Below are 20,511 nucleotides of genomic sequence, written 5' to 3'. Positions count from 1 at the left end.
TGGCTCGGGATGGCGCTCGGGCTCGCCGGTGTCGCGCTCGTGCTGGCGCCGAAGGTCATGGGCGGTGTCGCGCCGCCGCCGGGTGCCGCGCCTGCATGGCTCGTCGTGGCCGTCTCGGTGCTCGCGGTCGGGTCGATCACCGCCGGCTCGCTGTACCAGAAAGGCAAGCTCGCGCAGAGCGACCTGCGCACGGCGGTTGCCATCCAGAACTTCGGTGCGGCGATCGTCGCGGCGATCTTCGTCGCGCTGCTGCACGAGACGCGCTGGATCGGCGCGCCGGCGCTGTGGGTGTCGCTCGTATGGGGCGTCGTGTTCCTGTCCGGCGGTGCGGTCACGATGCTGATGTGGATGCTGCGGCGCGGCAACGCCGCGCGCGCGACGTCGCTGCTGTTCCTCGCGCCGCCGCTGGCCGCGCTGCAGGGCTACTGGCTGTTCGGCGAGACGCTCGCGGCGATCCAGCTCGCCGGCTTCGCGCTCGCGCTGGTGGGCGTCGTGCTCGCGCGGCGCTGATGCGCGCGACCGTACGTGCGGTCGTGCGGCTGCATGCACGCCGGCCGCCACGCGCATCGAATTTCGACCGCGCGAACGCCCGTTACACGGCATCGTTGCACCCGCCCGGCGCACCGTGCACCACGGCGATGCAGCCCGTCTCGCCGAAGCAACGCGAAATCGCCGGATCGCACGCCCGGCGCGGCGCGGCGCCGCGATTGCGCTTATGATGGGCGCCTTGATTTCGTTCCGGAACTCCCTTCATGACATCCGCCGATTACGCCAGCCGCCAACGCGCGATCATTGCCGAACTGAACGTCGCTTCGCACTTCGACGCCGAGGCCGAGATCGCCCGCCGTGTCGAATTTCTCGCGCAATACCTTCGTTCGACCGGCCTGCGGACCTACGTGCTCGGCATCAGCGGCGGCGTCGATTCGTCGACGGCCGGCCGGCTCGCGCAACTGTCGGTCGAAAAGCTGCGCGCCGACGGCTACGATGCGCGCTTCATTGCCATGCGCTTGCCGAACGGCGTGCAGAACGACGAAGCCGATGCGCAGCGCGCGCTCGCGTTCGTGCGCGCGGACGAGGAACTGACCGTCAACGTGAAGCCGGCCGCCGACGCGATGCTCGGCGCGCTAGCCGCGTCCGGCCATGCGTTCGAGACGCCGGCCCAGCAGGACTTCGTGCACGGCAACGTCAAGGCGCGCGAGCGCATGATCGCGCAGTACGCGGTGGCCGGGGCGCGGCGCGGCATCGTGATCGGCACCGATCACGCAGCCGAGTCGCTGATGGGTTTCTTCACGAAATTCGGTGACGGCGGTGCGGACATCCTGCCGCTCGCGGGGCTGAACAAGCGTCGCGTGCGCGCGGTGGCGCGTGCGCTCGGCGGCGAGGAACTGATCGTGATGAAGGTGCCGACGGCCGACCTCGAGGAACTGCGCCCGCTGCGCCCCGACGAGCACGCGTACGGCGTCACCTACGACGAGATCGACGATTTCCTCGAAGGCAAGCCGGTGGCCGACAACGTGTACGAAACGGTGCTGCGCTTCTACGACGCTTCGCGCCACAAGCGCGCGCTGCCGTACACGCCGTTCGACTGGCCGACCGCATAAGCCGGCCGCCCGGGCTGAAAAATACCGCCGCGCGCACCGTAGCGGCTGCGCGCGGCGGTCCGACGACGGGCAACGCTACGCGTGCCCGGCCGTCTTCTTCGTCTGCAGCGCGCGAATCCGCATCCGCGCGCCCGTATCGCTGACCGTCGCGTCGTACATCGTCGCGAGATCGTGCTTGAGCGCGGTACGCGAGCCGCCGTCGAGATACACCATGTGCCCCGACGGATAGAAACGCGCGGACAGGTTCTGCCGCACCTTCTGATCCTCGAGCGGCATCTGCTGCAGGTCGATCACGGTCTGGTAGAACGGCGTGACGAAATCGTAGAAGCCGTTCGCCGACAGCACCTTCAGGTCGACGTTCAACGCCATCACCGCGGCGAGATCTCCGGCCGTGTAGAGAATCACGTTCCCCTGCGCATCGATGCCCTGCTGCGCGCCGGTCGGGTCGATGTGGCTGAAATCCCAGTTCTGGAACGCCTGGTCGTTCAGGTCGGTGAACGCGGAAGTCGACGTGAACTTCAGCTGCTCGTTCAGGTAGCTGTTCCACATCGCCGTATAGACGCCCGTCACGGCCGTCATCGTCGGATCGTTGCCGCCGGAGTTCGGGTCGATCTTGCCGGCGATGCCCGACGAGATCCCGGTCACGCGGCCGTCGTACGAACCGAGAGCCAGCCCCTGCGCCTGCAGCAACGTCGTCAGGAACAGCGAATTGCCGCGCGCGTTGTAGCCCGCGATATTGAGACTCCACGACTGCAGCGTCGCCGTGTCGATACCCGTGTATTGCGACAGCTTCTGCACGGTGGCCGGGTCCGCATGCGGGACCGTGCGCAGCGCGTTCAGGTAGTCGGTGCGCGAGAACTGCGCGACTTCCTCGACGAACGCGCCGAGATCGGTCGGCGCCGGCGTGACGCCGAGCTTCTTGTGATACCACGCATCGGCCGCCGCGGTCGGCAGCGCGCCGACCGGGTTGCCGGCCTGCCGGTAGTCGAGGATCGACGATTGCAGCGTGACGCCGTTCAGGTCGACGCCGTCCTCGTGCAGCTTGTACGCGAGCACGCAGCTGCGCGCGGTACCGTACGATTCACCGAACAGGTACTTCGGCGAATTCCAGCGGTTGTTCTTCGTCAGGTAGCGCTTGATGAACTGCTTCAGCGAATCGGCATCCTGGTCGACGCCCCAGAAGTTGCGGTTCTTGTTCGGCGCGACGGCCGCCGAATAGCCGGTGCCGACCGGGTTGATGAACACCAGGTCGCTGTGGTCGATCATGCTGTCCGGGTTGTCTTCCATCTGGTACGGCGCGGGCGGCGTGAACCCCGGCATCGACGTCTTGATGCGCTTCGGCGCAAACGAGCCCAATAGCACGAACACCGACGACGAGCCCGGCCCGCCGTTATAGAAGAACGTCACGGGCCGCGTTTCTTCCTTCGCGCCGTCGGCCGTGAACGCGACGTAGAAGATCTTCGCGGCCGGCTGCGAACTGCTCGGATCGACCGTCACTAGGTGGCCCGCCGTCGCCGTGTAGGCGATGCGCTTCCCGTCGATCAGGATCGTGTGATGCGTGATCGCGGCCGCCTCGGTCGTGTCGGTCACCGAATCGTCGGGGCCGTTGCCGTACGCGACCGGATCGAAGAACGGCTGGTCGCGCCCGTGGCTGAGCGCGACCGGGTTGACGGTCGGCGGCACGCCATGCGAATTGTGGTCGCCGTGATGCAGCGGATACACGCCGCCGGAAGATGCGGAATCGATGCCCATCGTGCTGCTCCTGGAGGTGAGAAAAAGGCGCGGGCAGGAAGCCCGCGCCATACGGAAAGCGGTGTACCGCGGCCGTCAGCTCGACGGCTTGCGCGTCAGGATCGCCGCGAGCTGCGCGCCGTTCGGGCTGCCGAGGCCCGTGCATGCATCCCAGCCATGCGCGGCAGCGTACGTACCGTTCGAACCCTGCGTGATGTCGCGCAGCGCGCCCGGATTCTTGTACAGCACCGGGTTGACCCAGCCTGCGGCCGCACCGCCTGCCGCACTCGCCGCCGCATTGATCCGCGCGATCAGCGCGGCCCACAGCGGCGCGACCGCGCTCGTACCGCCCATCACCGTGGCCGTGCCCGCAATCGACACTTCGTAGCCCGTCTGCGGCGACGCATCGCCCGCGACGTCCGGCACGCCGCGCTTCGCGAGCGGCACGCGGCTACCGTCAGCCAGCGTGGCAGCGAGCCCCTGCTGCCACGCCGGCAGGTCGAACAGCGTGCTGACGCCGCCCCCGCCCGCGCCGCCGCCGGCCGCCTCGTCGTTCCATGTAACCTCGCTGCGGATGCCCTGCCCGGGCAACGCGTCGAGCTGCGTGCCGCCGCAGCCGAGCACGTACGGGCTCGATGCCGGGAAGTCGACATGATCGGCGCCGTCCTGCAGCCCGTCGCCCGAGCCGCTGTCGCCCGATGCCGCGCACACCGTGATGCCCTGCGCGGCCGCCGCCTGCAACACGCGGTTGAACGCCTGCGCGGATTGCGTCTGCCAGATCGCCTCCGGGCCGCCCCAGCTGATCGAGATCACCGACGGCTTGTTGGTCGTGTCGCTGACGGCCGCGTTGACGGCCTGGATGAAGCCCGCATCGCTGTTCGGCGCAAAGTAGACGGCGATCTTCGCGGCCGGCGCGATTGCTCCGGCAATCTCGATGTCGAGCGCGACTTCGCCGTCCGGGCCGCTCGGGTCGCCGGTCGGCGTGTTGCGGCCGGTGCCGACGTTCACGTCGACGAGCGTCGGAGGTGTCTTGATGCCGAGCCCGCGGAAATACTGCTGGATGTCGGCCGAGCGGTAGCCGCCGCCGAGCTCGATGATCGCGATGCATTGCCCGGCACCGTCGCCGGCCGGAAAGCCGTACAGCGACGCCAGCTGGATCGGGGTGAACGTGACGCCCGCCGCACCGCCGCGCGCGGGCTTGAACGGCGGACGCAGCCGGAAGTGCGGCCGCGCCTGCGGACGGCTGTCGAGGCCGAGCACGGCCGTGACGGCGTCGCCGAGATCGTCGGGCAGCGCGATCGGGCCGGAGCGGCCGCGATACTGGCCTATCGACTGATGCTCGAAGCGTTCGAGCTTGACGCCGAACGCGGCTTCGAACTGCTGGATCGTGCCGGACAGCACGACGACGCTTTCAACGGGATCGACGCGGTCGACCGTCAGTTGATGACGACGCGCGAAGTCCTCGGCCTTGCGAATGTCGTCGGGATTGGCGGAAAAGCGTTGCGCGAAGGTTTCGCGCGACACCGGTTTCGCTTGCGCGTCGCCGGTGGCGAGCTGGTGAAGCAGCGTATCGAGTTGCCCTTCTTCCTGCCGCCGCAACATGATCGTGACGTGGATGCGTTCTGCCGGATCGCACGGACCGAGGCACTTGGACTCGGCGACGATTCGGGGTTCACGGTCGGCGTGAAGATGCCTTGCCATGTTCAGACCCTCCTTGGTACCGCGTTGCACGGAACAGCCAGGAAATCGGACAGGGCCGGCGGGAGACGGTTCCGTTCGGTCGGTCGGGTTCGCGCAGCGCGAAGTAACAGGGAGTTTAGAACAGTCAGACGATTTGCGCGCACGCCCTTCTGCGACGGGGCGCACGCGCGGACCGGCGTTGCGCGCGGCCTTCACCCGGTGCGGCGACGCGCCGCGCAACCTGCGCCGGCGCGACGCCGCCTCGGCACTCAGTCCATCGACAGGCGCAGCGCAAAGCCGATCAGCGCCGCGGAAAACGTCCAGCGCTGCACCGTCTGCGCGAGCGGATGCGCGCGCATCCACGCGGCGATCCGCGACGCGCCGAACACGCATGCGAGGTCGAAGCACACGCCGGCCGCCACCAGCAACCCGCCCAGCTCGAACATCTGCAGCACGACCGGCCCGGCCTCCGGGCGCACGAACTGCGGCAGCAGCACCGAGCAGAACAGCAGCGCCTTCGGGTTCAGCAGGTTGGTGAGCAGGCCCTTCACGAACGACTGGCGCAGTTCGCCCGCCGTGGCCGCCGCGTCGCCGTCGCCGAGCGCGAACACGGGCGAACGGAACACCTGGATCGCGACATAGGCGAGATAGAGCGCGCCGCCGTAGCGGATCACTTCGTACAGCCACGGCGCGCTGCGGATCAGCGCCGCGACGCCGCACGCGGACAGCGTCACGTGCGCGGTGCGCGCGAGCGACAGGCCGGCCGCCGCCGCCATCCCCGGCCGCACGCCGCGGCCGATGCTGGTCTGCAGCACGAGCGCCATGTCCGGCCCCGGCACCGCATAGATGGCCGCCAGCGCGGCGAGATAAATCAACAGCAAATGCGTGGAAATCATGGTCTGCCCCTGTCCTCTTACGGCGATATATTGCCGCCAGAGTGCGAGGGATTATTGGCCATATTTGATTCAGGATTGGCGATTCATAGGGGAATCCGCCACAATCACCGAATCTGCACCAGGAATCCGCCAACATGACCGAACTCGACAAAACCGACCGCGCCATCCTTGCCGCGGTGCAGCGCGACGGCCGCCTGCCGATCGCCCGCCTCGCCGACACCGTGGGCCTCTCCGAGACCCCGTGCGCGCGGCGCCTGAAGCGCCTCGAGAACGACGGCTACATCGAGCGCTACCGCGCGCAGCTGTCGCGCCAGGCGCTCGGTTTCGGCGTCGTTGCGTTCGTGCTCGTGCGGTTCGCGACCCACGACCGCAAGACCGCCGACCGCTTCGAGCGGGAGGTGATCGGCATCGAGCGGATCTTGGCGTGCCACAACGTGGCCGGCACCGCCGACTATCTGCTGCAGGTCGTCGCGCGCGATCTCGACGACTACGGCACGTTCCTGCGCGAGTCGCTGCGGATGCTGCCGGGCGTGACGTCGATCGAATCGGCGCTGTCGCTGCGCGAGGTCAAGCATGACGCGGGGCTGCCGGTGCCGTGATGCGAGCGGGCGGACGCCGCTCGCAAACCGAACCCGGCGCCCGATCCGTCACTTCGACGCCGATCGATGTGGGCTGCGTCGGGCCGCGCCGCCGCAACACTCGTTCACATTGTTGAGGCCGACGGCCTACGCGATGTCGGGCGGCTGGTGCGCGTGTTCGAGATCCTCGAGAAACGCTTCCACGAGCGGATTGCCGCGCCCGTTGCGCGCGACGACCATGTGGAACGTCACGTCGTAGCGCAGTTGCTCCGGATTGAGCGGCGTGAGCAACCCTTGCGCGACGTATGGCGCCGCGAAGTGCTGCGGCAGATAGCCGAGGTGGTGGCCGGACAGGATCAGCAGCGCGACGGCCTCCATGTTGTCGGCGGTCGCGGTCACGCGGTCGGGCGTCGTCGACATCTGCGCTTCGGGCAGCGGATACGAGCGCCACGCCCATTCGAAGCCCGCGACGTCGGCCGGCGTCAGCGCGCCGGCGCCGTCGAACAGCGGATGGCCGCGCCCGCAGTACGCGACCTGGCGCTCGATGAACAGCGGTGTGTAGTGCAGCGACGGCACCCGGTGCCAGAAGTAGCCGACCGCGATCTGGATCTCGTCGCTCAGCAGCCTCTCCTCAAGATCGCCCGGCGCGCGCACGGAGATCGAGAATCGCACGGCCTCGTCGCGGGTGCGGAACGCGGCGATCGCCTCGGCGATCCGCGCGTTCTGGCTCACCGGCGTATGGCCGATCAGGCCGATGTTCAGCGTGCCGACCAGCTGGCGGTCCATATGCCGCGCGGCCATCCCGAATTCGTCGAGCGCCGCGAGCAGCTTGCGGCTCATCGCGTGGAAGCGCTCACCCTTCGGCGTGAGCCGGAAACCGCTGCGGCCGCGCTCGCAGAGCCGGTAGCCGAGCCGCGTCTCGAGCGACGAAAGCTGCGCGCTGATCGTCGACTGCCCGACGTTCAGCACGGCCTGCGCGGCCGATACGCCGCCCGCGTCCGTGACCGCGAGAAACACGCGGATCAACCGCAGATCGAGGGTCGACAGATTCCCCAGCACGCTCATCCCCTTCCATACATCGATGAAAATCGATGTTTACGTCGATATCTTCGCATTCTTCTTTCCCGGCGGAGCGCGTAAAACTGTGCGCCAAGCCGCGTCGCATGATACGGCAACCCCACATCGGAAGAGACAGCCATGAACGACCACACCCATTTCCAGCCGCTCGGCGGCAATGAAATGCCGCGCTGCGGCGGCATCGCGACGATGATGCGCCTGCCGCACGTGGCAAGCGCCGAAGGGCTCGACGCCTGTTTCGTCGGCGTGCCGTTCGATCTCGGCACCTCCAACCGCACCGGCGCGCGCTTCGGCCCGCGCCAGATCCGCACCGAATCCGTGCTGCTGCGCCCGTACAACATGGCCACGCGCGCGGCTCCGTTCGACTCGCTGCAGATCGCCGACATCGGCGACGTCGCGATCAATCCGTACAACCTGCACGATTCCATCGCACGCATCGAAGCCGCATACGACGCGATCCTCGAGCACGACTGCAAGCCGATCACGCTCGGCGGCGACCATACGATCGCGCTGCCGATCCTGCGCGCGATCCACCGCAAGCACGGCAAGGTTGCATTGATCCACGTCGATGCACACGCCGACGTGAACGACACGATGATGGGCGAAAAGATCGCGCACGGCACGCCGTTCCGCCGCGCGGTCGAGGAAGGCCTGCTGCACGGCGACAAGGTCACGCAAATCGGCCTGCGCGGCACCGGCTACGCCGCCGAGGATTTCGACTGGTGCCGCGACCAGGGCTTCCGCGTCGTCCAGGCCGAAGAGTGCTGGAACAAGTCGCTCGCGCCGCTGATGGAAGAAGTGCGCGCGCGCGTCGGCGACACGCCCGTCTACATCACCTTCGACATCGACGGCATCGATCCGGCCTACGCGCCGGGCACCGGCACGCCGGAAATCGCGGGCCTCACGGTGCCGCAGGCGCTCGAGATCATCCGCGGCGCGAAGGGGCTGAACATCGTCGGCTGCGATCTCGTCGAAGTCGCGCCGCCGTACGACCCGTTCGGCACCACGGCGCTGCTCGGCGCGAACCTCGCGTACGAGCTGCTGTGCGTGCTGCCGGGCGTCGCGTACCGCGACTGATTCCGGCACCGCCACCTATTCCAAATCAAAGGATTCAAGAGGAGCACAAATAAAGATGGGGACTTCCGTCAAGCAACCCAAGCGGGCGGCGCTCGCGTCGTTCGTCGGCACCACGATCGAGTGGTACGACTTCTATAGCTACGCGACCGCCGCCGCCATCGTGTTCGGGCCGCTGTTCTTTCCCGGCGAAAACCGCTTCATCAGCCTGCTCGCATCGTTCGGCTCGTTCGCGGTCGGCTTCTTCGCGCGGCCGCTCGGCGGCGTGATGTTCGGCTACCTCGGCGACCGCTTCGGCCGCAAGCGTTCGCTGCTCGCGACGCTGATGCTGATGGCCGTGTCGACGGTCGCGATCGGCCTGCTGCCGACCCATGCGCAAGCCGGCGTGATCGCACCGGTCCTGCTCGTGCTGATGCGCGTGCTGCAAGGCATCGCGGTCGGCGGCGAATGGGGCGGCGCGGTACTGCTCGCCGGCGAGCATGCGCCGGAAGGCAAGCGCACGTTCTTCGCGTCGTTCGCGCAGCTCGGCAGCGCAAGCGGCCTGATCCTGTCGATGCTCGCATTCGGCGCGATCAGCACGCTGTCGAAGGAAGACATGATGAGCTGGGGCTGGCGCGTGCCGTTCCTGGCAAGTTCCGTACTGCTGATCGTCGGCTTTGTGATCCGTGCGAGCGTGTCGGAATCGCCCGAGTTCGAGGAAATCAAGAAGAGCGGCAACATCGCGCAGAAACCGCTGCGAGAAGCGCTCAAGTACTGGCCGCTGCTGCTGCTCGCGATCGGCGCGAACGTGTACGGCATCGCCGGCGTGTATTTCAGCAACATCTTCATGATCAGCTATGCGACGCAGTTCCTGTCGCTTGACCGGTCGATGGTGCTGCATTGCATGACGATCGTCGCCGTGCTGCAGTTCGTCGTGCAGCTCGCGGCCGCGTTTCTCGCGCAGCGCTTCGGCACCACCCGCGTGCTGCTGATCACCGGCGCATGGGCCGCGATCGTCCCGTTCGTCATGCTGCCGCTCGTGCACATGGGCACGCCGCTGTCGATCACGGTCGGCGTCGGCCTCGCGACGCTCGCGGAATCGGGCTACTACTCGGTGGTCGCGGGCTTCGTCAGCGGCATCTTCGTCGCTCGCATCCGCTACACGGCGATCTCGATCGCGTACCAGGTGTGCGGCGCGCTCGCCGGCGGCCTCACGCCGCTCGTCGCGACCATCATCGCGCAGAACACCGCGCCGCAATGGTGGCCGCTCGCGCTCCAGTACACGAGCGCCGCGATCCTGTCGTCGTTGTGCGTGTGGCTGATCTCGCGGCGTGTGAGCATCGATGATGCGGGCGCGCCCCGCAAGGTGGCCGACACGTTGCCGCACGCAGTACGCACTGCGTAACGCACACGCGCACCGGGCTGGCGGCTTCGCCCGCCCGGGCCTCGTACATCCGGGGGCGGCCATCTGGCCGCCCTTCTTGTTTTCCGGACCGCGCCCCGATCAGTGCACCTGGTTGCGCAGCGTCTTCGCTGCGGCGACCATGTTCGTCAGCGCCGGAATCACCTCCGCCCACTGGCGCGTCTTCAGGCCGCAGTCCGGGTTCACCCACAGGCGTTCCGCCGGAATCCGTTCAGCCGCCTTCCTCATCAGGCCGACGATGTGCTCCTGCGTCGGGATGTTCGGCGAGTGAATGTCGTACACGCCCGGCCCGATTTCGTTCGGATACTTGAAGTTGTCGAACGCATCGAGCAGCTCCATGTCCGAGCGCGAGGTCTCGATCGTGATCACGTCCGCATCCATGTCGGCGATCGACGCGATGATGTCGTTGAACTCCGAATAACACATGTGCGTGTGGATCTGCGTATCGTCCTGCACGCCGTTCGCGGTGATGCGGAACGATTCGACCGCCCACTTCAGGTACTCGCCCCACTGCGCTCGGCGCAGCGGCAACCCTTCGCGCAGCGCAGCCTCGTCGATCTGGATCACGCGCACGCCGGCCTTCTCGAGATCGAGCACTTCCTCGCGGATCGCCAGCGCGAGCTGGTAGCACGACACCGAGCGCGGCTGGTCGTCGCGCACGAACGACCAGTTCAGGATCGTCACGGGGCCAGTCAGCATGCCCTTCATCGGCTTGTTCGTCAGCGACTGCGCATACGTGATCCATTCGACCGTCATCGCCTTCGGGCGGCTGATGTCGCCGAACAGGATCGGCGGCTTCACGCAGCGCGAACCGTACGACTGCACCCAGCCGAACTGGCTGAACGCGTAGCCGTCGAGCTGCTCGCCGAAGTATTCGACCATGTCGTTGCGTTCGGCTTCGCCGTGCACGAGCACATCGAGTTCGAGCGACTCCTGTTCGCGGACACTGCGTTCGATCTCGGCCTGCATCGCCGTGCGGTAGCCGGCTTCATCCAGCGCGCCGGCCTTGAACTGGCTGCGGGCCTGGCGGATTGCGCCGGTCTGCGGGAACGAGCCGATCGTCGTCGTCGGGAACGCCGGCAGGTTCAGGCGTGCCGACTGCTTCGGCGCGCGCTGCGTATAGGGGCTCACGCGGTTGCCGAGCTGCGTGTCGATCCGGGCAATCGCGGCCTTCACCGCCGGGTTGTTCACGCGCGGCGAGTGGCGACGCGAATGAATCGCGGCGGCGTTCGCGGCCAGCGCATCGGCCACCTTGTCGCGGCCTTCGTTCAGTGCGGTCGCGAGCACTTTCAGCTCGTCGAGCTTCTGCAGCGCGAACGCGAGCCACGAACGGATTTCCGCATCGAGCTTGTCCTCGCTCGCGAGATCGACCGGCACGTGCAGCAGCGAGCACGACGGCGCGAGCCACAGGCGCTCGCCCAGTTGCTTCGCGAGCGGTTCGAGCCAGTCGAGCGTCGTGTTCAGGTCCGTCTTCCAGATGTTGCGGCCGTTGATCGCACCCACCGACAGCACGCGCTCGGCCGGCAGTTCACGCACCAGCGCGTCGACTTCGTCGCGTGCGTTGATCGCATCCACATGCAGGCCGTCGACCGGCAGCGAGCTCGCAAGCGCCAGGTTGTCCTGAAGCTGACCGAAGTACGTCGCGAGCAGCACCTTGATGCGGCGCGTTTCGAGCGCAGCGTACGCAGTCTTGAATGCTTGTTGCCACTCGGCATCGAGTTCGGTGACGAGAATCGGTTCGTCGATCTGCACCCATTCCACACCCTGCGCGGTCAGCGTGTCGAGCAGCGCGCCGTACACCGGCAGCAGCTTCGGCAGCAGTGCAAGGCGGTCGGAATCGTCCTTTGCCTTGCCGAGCCACAGGTACGTGACGGGGCCGAGGATCACCGGCTTCGCGCCCACGCCCTGCGCCAGCGCTTCCGCCAGTTGCTGGAGCAGGCGCGACGGGTCGAGCGAGAAGTTCGTGTCAGCGTGGAATTCCGGCACGATGTAGTGGTAGTTCGTGTCGAACCACTTCGTCATTTCACCGGCCGCGACCCCGCCGCAGCAGTCGGCATGCTCTTCCGCCGACTGCGCCGAACGGCCGCGCGCGACACGGAAATAGTTGTCGAGCACGTCGCCGTGGAAGCCCTGCACGCGCTTCGGCAGGTTGCCGAGCGTGAAGCTCATGTCGAGCACCTGATCGTAGAACGCGAAGTCGCCGATCGGCGCCAGGTCCAGGTCGCGCTGATCGTTCCAGTGACGCTGGCGCAGCTCGGCGCCAAGCGCCTTCAGCTCGTCGCGCGACGATTCGCCTTTCCAGTAGCGTTCGAGACCGAACTTGAGTTCGCGCTTCGCGCCGATGCGCGGAAAACCGAGGTTGTGTGTCGTGACCATGAGCTGTCGTCCAGAAGAAATTTGAAGATCCGGCAGCCATGATAGGGATTTCAAACCATGAAATAAAATGGCATTATTTCATTCATCCATTAAAGTTGTTCATGTATCTGTTGCGCGAGCGCTATCCATGCTGGAACGATTCCATCTCGTCGTCATCCGTGAAGTCGAGCGTCAGGGCTCGCTGACCGCGGCCGCCAATGCGCTGCACCTCACGCAATCGGCGCTCAGCCATACCGTCCGGAAAATCGAGCAGCAGCTCGGCACGCCGATCTGGGATCGGGAGGGTCGCGGCCTGCGGCTCACGCAGGGCGGACAGTATTTGCTGAAGCTGGCGAACCGGCTGCTGCCGCAGTTCGAGCTCGCCGAGGAGCGGATGAAGCAGTACGCGAAGGGCGAACGCGGCACGCTGCGCATCGGGATGGAGTGCCACCCGTGCTACCAGTGGCTGCTGAAGGTCGTGTCGCCCTACCTGTCGCGCTGGCCCGACGTCGACGTGGACGTGAAGCAGCGCTTCCAGTTCGGCGGCATCGGCGCGCTGTTCGGCTATGACATCGACGTGCTCGTGACGCCCGATCCGCTGAACAAGCCGGGCCTGCGCTTCGACCCTGTGTTCGACTACGAGCAGGTGCTGGTGGTCGCCGATTCACATCGGTTCGCGAACGCCGACTACGTGACGCCCGAGCAGCTGACCGACGAGATCCTGATCACCTACCCGGTCGAAACCGACCGGCTCGACATCTACAACCAGTTCCTGACGCCGGCCGGCATCGTGCCGAGGCGGCACAAGTCGATCGAGACGACCGACATCATGCTGCAGATGGTGGCGAGCGGGCGCGGCGTGGCCGCGCTGCCGAGATGGCTGGCCGACGAATACGTGGACCGGATGCCGGTCGTGCCGGTCAAGCTTGGCAAGAAGGGAATCGCGAAGCAGATCTTCCTCGGCATCCGCGACGCGGATGCGTCGATCGACTATCTGGCCGCGTTCGTCGCGCTGGCGCGCGAATCGACGTGGAGCGCGCCGCGCATGCTGCGCTAGGCGCGCCCGGTTCTCAAGTGCGTCAGGCCGCGCGCATGCCGACGCGTTCGCTGCGCTCGACCCACGCGCCGAACAACAGGCCGATCGTCGTCCACATGATCACCTGCATGCCGATGGCCGCCACGCGGAACTTCCACAGCAAGGCCGCCGGGAAATCGGCCGGCAACTCGCTGACCGACGGCAGCCCGATCTGCACGGCCGCGATGATCGCGACGAACACGAGCCCGGCGACGATCGACGCGTTCCACTGCCCGAGCTTCGCCAGCAGATGGCGGCGCACGCTGACCGAGAACACCATCGTCGCGACCGAGATCGCGATCATCAGGAAGAACAGCCCCGTGCGATAGCCGATCGTGTCGGGGTCGCCAACCGACGGCGGATTGGCCGGGTACTTGATGTTCGGCACGATCACGAGCGCGACGAACGACGCCAGCGCGAGCCACGCAGCCAGCGGCCGTGCCGGGAGACGGCTGCCTCGGCCATACGCATACGCAAAGACCAGCGAGAACAGCCCGCCGAATGCCGCGCCGTAGGTCACGACGCCCGTCAGCAGACCGAGGCCGGCTTGCGTGTGGCGGCTGACCAGTTCGGGTTCCGGTGCTTCGCCGTGGGCGGCTTCGGTTTTTTCTTCGAAGGAGATTGCCTGATCGACTTGCGGTTCGCCGACGACTTTCGCGAAACCGAACGTGAGGAGGCCTGCGGCGATGCCTGCGAGCATCCCGCGCATGAGCAGCTTTCCGACCATCGTGACCTCCGCGTCAGTGGCAGGGGAAGCCGAGCAGATGGCGGCCGTCGTGGACGAACTCGTGGACATACATGCCCGGCACCAGCGACGTCGCGCCTTGTTCCGCACCGACGAAATACAGTGCGAGCAACAGGATCAGGCCGACGAACACGGCCCACGGCAACAGTTCACGGACGGGGATGGGTGCCGGCACGACCGCCGGCTTCAGCACTGCTTCGCTCATGGATGCACCTCAGGGGAATCGCGCCCCGACAAATGTTGGATGGGTACGAAGGCAGGTCTGGCTTCCGGGATCATGGATCACCGGTTACAGTGGCGCGACCGCGCCGGGATTGCACCGGCTTCCGCATTTCGTATCCGGCGAATTGTACGCGCGAATGTTCGCGTATTGAAGCGGCGGCAGGTGGACGAGCGCGTCCGTCCCGGATCATCCGAAAACCGACATGAACATGCATGCCTCGCTGCGCCTGATTGCACATGCGTCGACCCGGGCGATGCGCACCGGCACGTTTCCCGACGACGATCCGCTCGACGCGCACGGGCTCGCCGAAGCCGCGGCGCTGCGCGACCGGTGGACGGGCGTCGCAGGCGCGCTCGTGCTGTGCAGCCCGGCCCGCTGTGCGGTGCAGACCGCCGATGCGCTCGGGCTGCGCGCGGACATCGATGACGCACTGCGCGACATCGACTACCGAAACTGGCGCGGCCGGCGGCTACACGACCTCGCGCGCGACCTGCCTGACGAACTGGGTGCGTGGATCGGCGATCCGTCCGCGTCGCCGCACGGCGGCGAATCGTTCGATGCAGCGATGCGCCGCGTCGGCGCATGGTTGAACGCGCTGCAGCACGACCGCGACATCGTCGCCATCACACATGCACCGATCGTTCGCGCGGCCGTCGCGCATGCGCTGCGGATGGATCCCGACGCGGCAACCCGCATCGACGTCGCACCGCTGTCGTGCACGACATTCGCTGCGTCGCCGCACGGATGGATGTTGATCGCCGCCGACGATCGGCGCGACACTGCCACCTAGCCTCCTGCCCTGTTGCGTTCGCGATGTCGGCCACGACGCAAGCCGACATGTCGCGTCGTATCGCAATTGCCTGGCGATGCTCACCTTACGTCGCTGTAAGACACACCGTTCGCACTCCCTGCTGTCATCAAACTGACTGCTAGCCGAAGCTAGGATCGGTCGCGGTTCCCTTACGAGATACCGTCATGAATCAACCTGCTTCGTCTGCCCCGAACAATTCGGGTTCCGTCGAGCGCACCAGGCAGCTCGGCTATGCCGTCTTCCTGCTGGTGCTCGCGATCGGTGCGATCTATATCGCCACCCACCTGATCGACGATCTGTCGCCGATGCGCGAAGGGTCGCTGTTCCCGTACCTGATGCTCGGCGCCGCGCTGCTGATCGCGCTCGGCTTCGAATTCGTCAACGGTTTCCACGACACCGCGAACGCGGTGGCCACCGTGATCTATACGCACTCGCTGACACCGAACGTCGCGGTGATCTGGTCCGGCCTGTGGAACTTCCTCGGCGTGATGATCTCGAGCGGCGCCGTCGCGTTCGGCATCCTGCAACTGCTGCCGGTCGAGCTGATCCTGCAGGTCGGCAGCGGCGCGGGCTTCTCGATGGTGTTCGCGCTGCTGATCGCCGCGATCGTGTGGAACCTCGCGACCTGGTATTTCGGGTTGCCGTCGTCGAGCTCGCATACGCTGATCGGCTCGATCATCGGCGTCGGGCTGATGAACCAGCTGATGCACGGGCCGTCCGGCACGAGCGGCGTCGACTGGGGCCAAGCGCTCGGCGTCGGCAAGTCGCTGCTGCTCTCGCCGCTCGTCGGCTTCCTGTGTGCCGCGCTGCTGCTGCTCGTGCTGAAAACGCTCGTGCGGATTCCGGAACTGTACAAGGAGCCGCCGAAGGACCAGCCGCCGCCGTTCTGGATTCGCTGCCTGCTGATCCTGACCTGCACGGGCGTGTCGTTCGCGCACGGCTCGAACGACGGCCAGAAAGGGATGGGCCTCATCATGCTGATCCTGATCGGCACGGTGCCGACCGCTTATGCACTGAACAAGGCCGTGACGCCGGCCGAGACGCAGACCTTCGTTGCGGTCGCGAACCAGGCAGCCGCGACGTTCGGGAAGTACGCGAACGGCGTCGCGCCGTCCGCGAACCCGCGCGCCGACGTCGAGCTTTACGTGCAGCATCGCGAGCTGACGCCGGCCGTGATCCCCGCCGTGCGGCAGTTGTCCACGTCGCTCGCGACCGCGGTCGGCGCGTCAGGCTCGATGGCGGCCGTGCCGCAACGCGACGTCGACAACGTGCGCAACACGATGTATCTGGTATCCGAAGCAATCCGCCTGATCGAGAAGTCCGGACAGCCCGCGTTCGCTGCCGACGACAAGCTCGCGATCGACAACTATCGCAAGCAGCTCGACCACGCGACCAAGTTCATTCCGACGTGGGTGAAGGTAGCGGTCGCGATCGCACTGGGCCTCGGCACGATGGTCGGCTGGAAGCGGATCGTCGTGACCGTCGGCGAGAAAATCGGCAAGCAGCATCTGACCTACGGGCAGGGCGCGTCGGCGGAACTCGTCGCGATGCTCACGATCGGCGCGGCCGACGTGTACGGATTGCCGGTGTCGACGACGCACGTGCTGTCGTCGGGCGTCGCGGGCACGATGGCGGCGAACGGATCGGGCTTGCAATGGGGCACGGTGCGCAGCCTCGTGCTGGCGTGGGTGCTGACGCTGCCGGCGTCGATCGTGCTCGCCGGCGGACTCTATTGGCTGTTCCGGACGGTGGCGTAAGCGGTGATGCGGTGGGTGGCCGGCAGGAGCCGGCTGCCTGCTGCAGAAGATTCGCCTCTCCGCCTTTCCGCCTTTCCGCCTCTCCGCTTCTCCATTTCGACTCGTCGAGGCATCGTGTGCGTCCATGCCATCGCGAGCGCTCACCTTCTTCCTTTGCCGAATTGAAGCGCAAGATCTGGAGCGCGCCGGTGCATGGACATCCGTAGACTGGGCTCATCAACATTTGCCGTGGGCTCAACCATGCCGGCGACGTGGCCGAAACGTTCCGCGCGACCGCATGGCGCCCCATTGCTGACGAACCGAGGTACGCCCGTGAACATTGCCGACCTGCAACCTGCCGTCGAATCGCTGGATATCGCACAACGCGTCGACGCGATCGACTGGACGACTGTCGATGCCGATCTCGATCGCCATGGATGCGCGCGCGTGCCGGGCTTGATCTCGGCAAGCGAGTGCGCAGCGCTCGCATCGTTGTATCCGCGCGATGCGCTGTATCGCTCGCGCGTCGTGATGGCGCGGCACGGGTTCGGCCGTGGTGAGTACAAGTATTTCGCGTACCCACTCCCTGCGGTCGTCGCCGAGTTGCGTGCGACGATCTACCCGCATCTCGCGCCAACCGCGAATCGCTGGAACAAGGCACTTGGGATCGACGTTCGCTATCCGGCAGACCACGCGACCTTCCTGGATCGCTGCCACGCAGCGGGACAGACGCGACCGACGCCGCTGATCCTGCAATACGGTCCCGACGACTACAACTGTCTCCATCAGGACCTGTATGGCGAACACGTCTTTCCGCTTCAGGTCGCGATCCTGTTGTCGGCGCCGGGCCGCGATTTCACCGGTGGCGAATTCGTTCTGACGGAACAGCGGCCACGCATGCAGTCGCGTGCGGAAGTGGTGCCGCTGACGCAGGGCGACGCAGTAATCTTCGCCGTGCACGGCAGGCCCGTGCAGGGAACGCGCGGCGTCTATCGCGTCAACCTGCGCCACGGCGTCAGCCGGATCCGGAGCGGCCATCGTCACACGGTCGGCATCATCTTCCACGACGCACAGTGACGACGATCGGGACGAACACGACGCTGCCGCACCATCCATCACAATGGCGGATCCGCGCGGGAAATACCGCGCATCCGACGTGCCCATCGCGCGTTATTGATCGGGGTTCTTCACGAACGGGTATCACCACGCGATCAGTTCACTCATCCACCGTGACGGATGTGCGTTTTCGCTTGCCGTCGGATCGTCAGGGCACAACGGATCGACGTTTCAAGTGAGTGGCGGAGAGCCCATAAACTCACCTGTCTCAACACAAAGTCGGCGGGAAACCCGACCTACCCGCGCGCTACGTTCGCCCGCAGCCGGTCGCCCGCATCGAACGCGAGCCGTGCGTAACCCGGCAACGTCATCAACGCGAGCACGCCCGCCGCGACGAACGCCCAGCGGAAGTCGTCGAGCACGTAGTGCATGCCGGCCGCATCGCCACGCACCAACGCAGCAAGTCGCAACGACAATGCACCGAACGCAATGCCCATCCCGATCGTCATCTGCTGAGCAGCGCTCCACAGCGTGCTGGCCGCGCTTGTCTGCTGGGCCGGGATATCCGCATAGGCCAGCGTTGCGAGCGTCGTGAACTGCATCGACCGCGTCAGTCCGTAGACGAATACGACGAGCAGCGTGATTGCCAGCGGCGTCGATGCGGTCAGCCAGCCGCATGCGATCGTGAAGAAGCCGACCATCGTCACGTCGACGAGTGCGACGCGCCGGAAGCCGAAGCGGTCGAGAATCCACGACGTGCCCGCCTTCATCCCGAGATTGCCGAGCGCGCTTGCGAGCAGCAGCAGGCCGGACTGGAACGGCGACAGCCCGAAGCCGATCTGGAACAGCAGCGGCAACAGGTAAGGCACGGCGTTGATGGCCATCCGCGTGATCGAACCGGTGATCACCGTCACCGAGAACGTCGGCACCTTCAATGTCGTGAAGTCGAGCAGCGGATGCGCGCAACGTCGCGCATGCCACCACGCTGCAATGCCGAACAGCACGCTCGCACCCACCAGGACGGCCGCGCGCGTGAAGTGGACGTCCTGCTGGCCGGCCGCTTCGGTGCCGATCAGCAAACAGGTCAGCGCGCCCCCGGCGAGCACGAAGCCGCCCCAGTCGAGCGGCCGTTGCTCGTCGGCCCGCGTGTTCCGCACGATCAGCCAGGCGCAGACCAGTGCGGCAATCCCGAACGGGACGTTCAGCAGGAAGATCCATCTCCATGACGCATAGGTCGTGATGAAGCCGCCGATCGGCGGCCCGACGACGGGCGCGACGATGCCCGGCCACGTGATCGTCGCGATCGCACGCATCAGCTTCGCCTTCTCGGTGCTGCGCACGACGATCATGCGCCCGACCGGTACCATCATCGCCCCGCCGACGCCTTGCAGCAGCCGCGCAGCCGTGAACGTCACGACGCCCTCGGACAACCCGCACAGCACCGACGCGCCGGTAAAGACGACGATCGCACTGGCGAACACCGTGCGCGAGCCATAGCGATCCGCGATCCAGCCGCTGATCGGGATGAACACGGCAAGCGCCAGCATGTAGGCCGTCATCCCGAGACTCAGCGCGTTCGGCCCGACGCCGAACGAGCGCGCCATTTGCGGTAGCGCGGTCGCGATCACGGTCGTGTCGAGATACTCCATGAAGAAGGTTGCGGCGACGAGATACGGCAAGAAGTCGGTCGTCCGACGACCTTGGACGGGGTTGTCAGTCATGAACGGTGCGGGAGACGGAATACGGAGGACACCGACCGCCGGCGGGTGCCTGGAAGTGCCGGGAATCGGGACGAACGGCGATATTACCTCGAAGGGCTTGCACCCTGCTCTGTCGGGCATGCCGCGCGAATGGACTTTATGCGCATAGATTTTTATGACGATTTAGCGCTGAGTTCGTTGTGCGCGTCGACGATCACGTCGTCACAGCGTGTCGAAGGAACGGTGGATGCTTCAGGAAGGCTTTCGCCCAGACGTCTCGATTGCCAGCCATTTTCGACGAAAATCACTCATCGCCGGCCATTACGACGCCATCTATGGATGGATCGATGTTAGATGGGCACTCGTTGGCGTGCCGATTGATGTGGGGCAAAAGAGAGCGCGCCAGGAGATTTCGGTGGCACAGAGCCGTAGATCGCTAGAGAACAGTAGAGGCCCGAGTCGACGCATTCGACGCCTCGGTTCCAGCCAGATTGATGTGGAGTGCGGCGGAACGCACCTAAAGATTTTGGTGGCGGCGGCGCCGCTGCGGATCGCTCGAGAACGGCAAGCGCCTAAATTGGCGCATTCGGCGCCCAGCTCCAGCCAGGCTGCCCATCCCGATCCCACGCACATTTGCGCCGCTCAAATGCAAAAACCCCCGCCTTTCGGGCGGGGGTTTCTGGCTTAGGGAGCCTGACGATTACCTACTTTCACACGGGAATCCGCACTATCATCGGCGTAGAGTCGTTTCACGGTCCTGTTCGGGATGGG

17 protein-coding genes and 1 riboswitch are annotated in these 20,511 nt (G+C 66.2%); of the genes, 9 read left to right on the top strand and 8 right to left on the bottom strand.

What is annotated here, in order from left to right; genetic code table 11:
* Positions 1-510 (top strand): DMT family transporter (locus G3O06_RS38470; protein WP_241020450.1); only part of this gene is annotated, 510 nt, incomplete at its 5' end.
* Positions 511-752: 242 nt separating this feature from the next.
* A complete protein-coding gene (nadE, locus tag G3O06_RS38465) occupies positions 753-1,601 on the top strand; it encodes an ammonia-dependent NAD(+) synthetase (protein WP_205819239.1) in 849 nt (282 codons plus the stop codon).
* 75 nt (positions 1,602-1,676) lie between these two features.
* On the opposite strand, the gene G3O06_RS38460 is transcribed toward nadE, so the two are convergent.
* The 3 genes from G3O06_RS38460 to G3O06_RS38450 all read right to left on the bottom strand — a co-directional run bounded on the left by G3O06_RS38460 (position 1,677) and on the right by G3O06_RS38450 (position 5,908).
* Entirely contained in the window at positions 1,677-3,353 is a 1,677-nt protein-coding gene (locus G3O06_RS38460; RefSeq protein WP_205819238.1) for a peptidase S1, read from the bottom strand.
* Between the two features lie 75 nt (positions 3,354-3,428).
* On the bottom strand, positions 3,429-5,033 hold the full coding sequence (locus G3O06_RS38455) for a S53 family peptidase (RefSeq protein ID WP_205819237.1): 1,605 nt from the start codon (positions 5,031-5,033) through the stop codon (positions 3,429-3,431).
* Positions 5,034-5,281: 248 nt separating this feature from the next.
* Positions 5,282-5,908 (bottom strand): LysE family translocator, encoded by a 627-nt coding sequence (locus G3O06_RS38450; RefSeq protein ID WP_174971948.1) that lies wholly within the window; start codon positions 5,906-5,908, stop codon positions 5,282-5,284.
* A 134-nt stretch (positions 5,909-6,042) separates the two neighbouring features.
* On the opposite strand from G3O06_RS38450, the gene G3O06_RS38445 reads away from it, so the two are divergent.
* The gene (locus tag G3O06_RS38445) at positions 6,043-6,507 is read left to right on the top strand and encodes an Lrp/AsnC family transcriptional regulator (RefSeq protein WP_174917129.1); all 465 of its coding nucleotides are present in this window, start codon (positions 6,043-6,045) and stop codon (positions 6,505-6,507) included.
* Between the two features lie 126 nt (positions 6,508-6,633).
* Here the strand turns inward: G3O06_RS38445 and G3O06_RS38440 are convergent, their stop codons facing one another.
* Positions 6,634-7,545: a LysR family transcriptional regulator gene (locus G3O06_RS38440; protein ID WP_205819240.1), complete on the bottom strand. Its 912-nt coding sequence runs from the start codon at positions 7,543-7,545 to the stop codon at positions 6,634-6,636.
* Positions 7,546-7,683: 138 nt separating this feature from the next.
* On the opposite strand from G3O06_RS38440, the gene speB reads away from it, so the two are divergent.
* Entirely contained in the window at positions 7,684-8,640 is a 957-nt protein-coding gene (speB, locus tag G3O06_RS38435) for an agmatinase (RefSeq protein ID WP_205819236.1), read from the top strand.
* 55 nt (positions 8,641-8,695) lie between these two features.
* Complete coding sequence (locus tag G3O06_RS38430) at positions 8,696-10,021, top strand: MFS transporter (protein ID WP_205819235.1); 1,326 nt, start codon at positions 8,696-8,698, stop codon at positions 10,019-10,021.
* 99 nt (positions 10,022-10,120) lie between these two features.
* Here the strand turns inward: G3O06_RS38430 and metE are convergent, their stop codons facing one another.
* Positions 10,121-12,415, bottom strand: a complete 2,295-nt coding sequence (gene metE, locus G3O06_RS38425) for a 5-methyltetrahydropteroyltriglutamate--homocysteine S-methyltransferase (protein ID WP_205819234.1) — start codon at positions 12,413-12,415, stop codon at positions 10,121-10,123.
* A 127-nt stretch (positions 12,416-12,542) separates the two neighbouring features.
* Between metE and G3O06_RS38420 the strand changes: the two genes are divergently transcribed.
* Positions 12,543-13,451, top strand: coding sequence for a LysR family transcriptional regulator (locus G3O06_RS38420; RefSeq protein ID WP_205819233.1), 909 nt, complete (start codon positions 12,543-12,545; stop codon positions 13,449-13,451).
* A gap of 22 nt (positions 13,452-13,473) precedes the next feature.
* Here G3O06_RS38420 and G3O06_RS38415 read toward each other — a convergent pair whose 3' ends face one another.
* Together G3O06_RS38415 and G3O06_RS38410 are read right to left on the bottom strand one after the other, a co-directional pair.
* Entirely contained in the window at positions 13,474-14,196 is a 723-nt protein-coding gene (locus G3O06_RS38415) for a CbtA family protein (RefSeq protein WP_205819232.1), read from the bottom strand.
* A gap of 13 nt (positions 14,197-14,209) precedes the next feature.
* A complete protein-coding gene (locus G3O06_RS38410; RefSeq protein WP_006488502.1) occupies positions 14,210-14,419 on the bottom strand; it encodes a CbtB-domain containing protein in 210 nt (69 codons plus the stop codon).
* A gap of 32 nt (positions 14,420-14,451) precedes the next feature.
* A riboswitch (cobalamin riboswitch) is annotated at positions 14,452-14,588 on the bottom strand.
* Positions 14,589-14,639: 51 nt separating this feature from the next.
* Between G3O06_RS38410 and G3O06_RS38405 the strand changes: the two genes are divergently transcribed.
* The 3 genes from G3O06_RS38405 to G3O06_RS38395 all read left to right on the top strand — a co-directional run bounded on the left by G3O06_RS38405 (position 14,640) and on the right by G3O06_RS38395 (position 18,061).
* Entirely contained in the window at positions 14,640-15,227 is a 588-nt protein-coding gene (locus G3O06_RS38405) for a histidine phosphatase family protein (RefSeq protein ID WP_205819231.1), read from the top strand.
* Between the two features lie 185 nt (positions 15,228-15,412).
* On the top strand, positions 15,413-17,005 hold the full coding sequence (locus G3O06_RS38400; RefSeq protein WP_205819230.1) for an inorganic phosphate transporter: 1,593 nt from the start codon (positions 15,413-15,415) through the stop codon (positions 17,003-17,005).
* 312 nt (positions 17,006-17,317) lie between these two features.
* A complete protein-coding gene (locus G3O06_RS38395; RefSeq protein ID WP_205819229.1) occupies positions 17,318-18,061 on the top strand; it encodes a 2OG-Fe(II) oxygenase in 744 nt (247 codons plus the stop codon).
* 275 nt (positions 18,062-18,336) lie between these two features.
* Here G3O06_RS38395 and G3O06_RS38390 read toward each other — a convergent pair whose 3' ends face one another.
* Positions 18,337-19,761, bottom strand: coding sequence for a DHA2 family efflux MFS transporter permease subunit (locus tag G3O06_RS38390; RefSeq protein ID WP_205819228.1), 1,425 nt, complete (start codon positions 19,759-19,761; stop codon positions 18,337-18,339).
* Positions 19,762-20,511: the final 750 nt, after the last annotated feature.

The sequence above is a fragment of the Burkholderia sp. Ac-20345 genome, from assembly GCF_017104825.1.
Classification (GTDB): Bacteria; Pseudomonadota; Gammaproteobacteria; order Burkholderiales; family Burkholderiaceae; genus Burkholderia; species Burkholderia lata_B.
The sequence above is the reverse complement of the archived record's forward strand: the minus strand, read 5'-3'. Positions and strand labels throughout refer to the sequence as shown.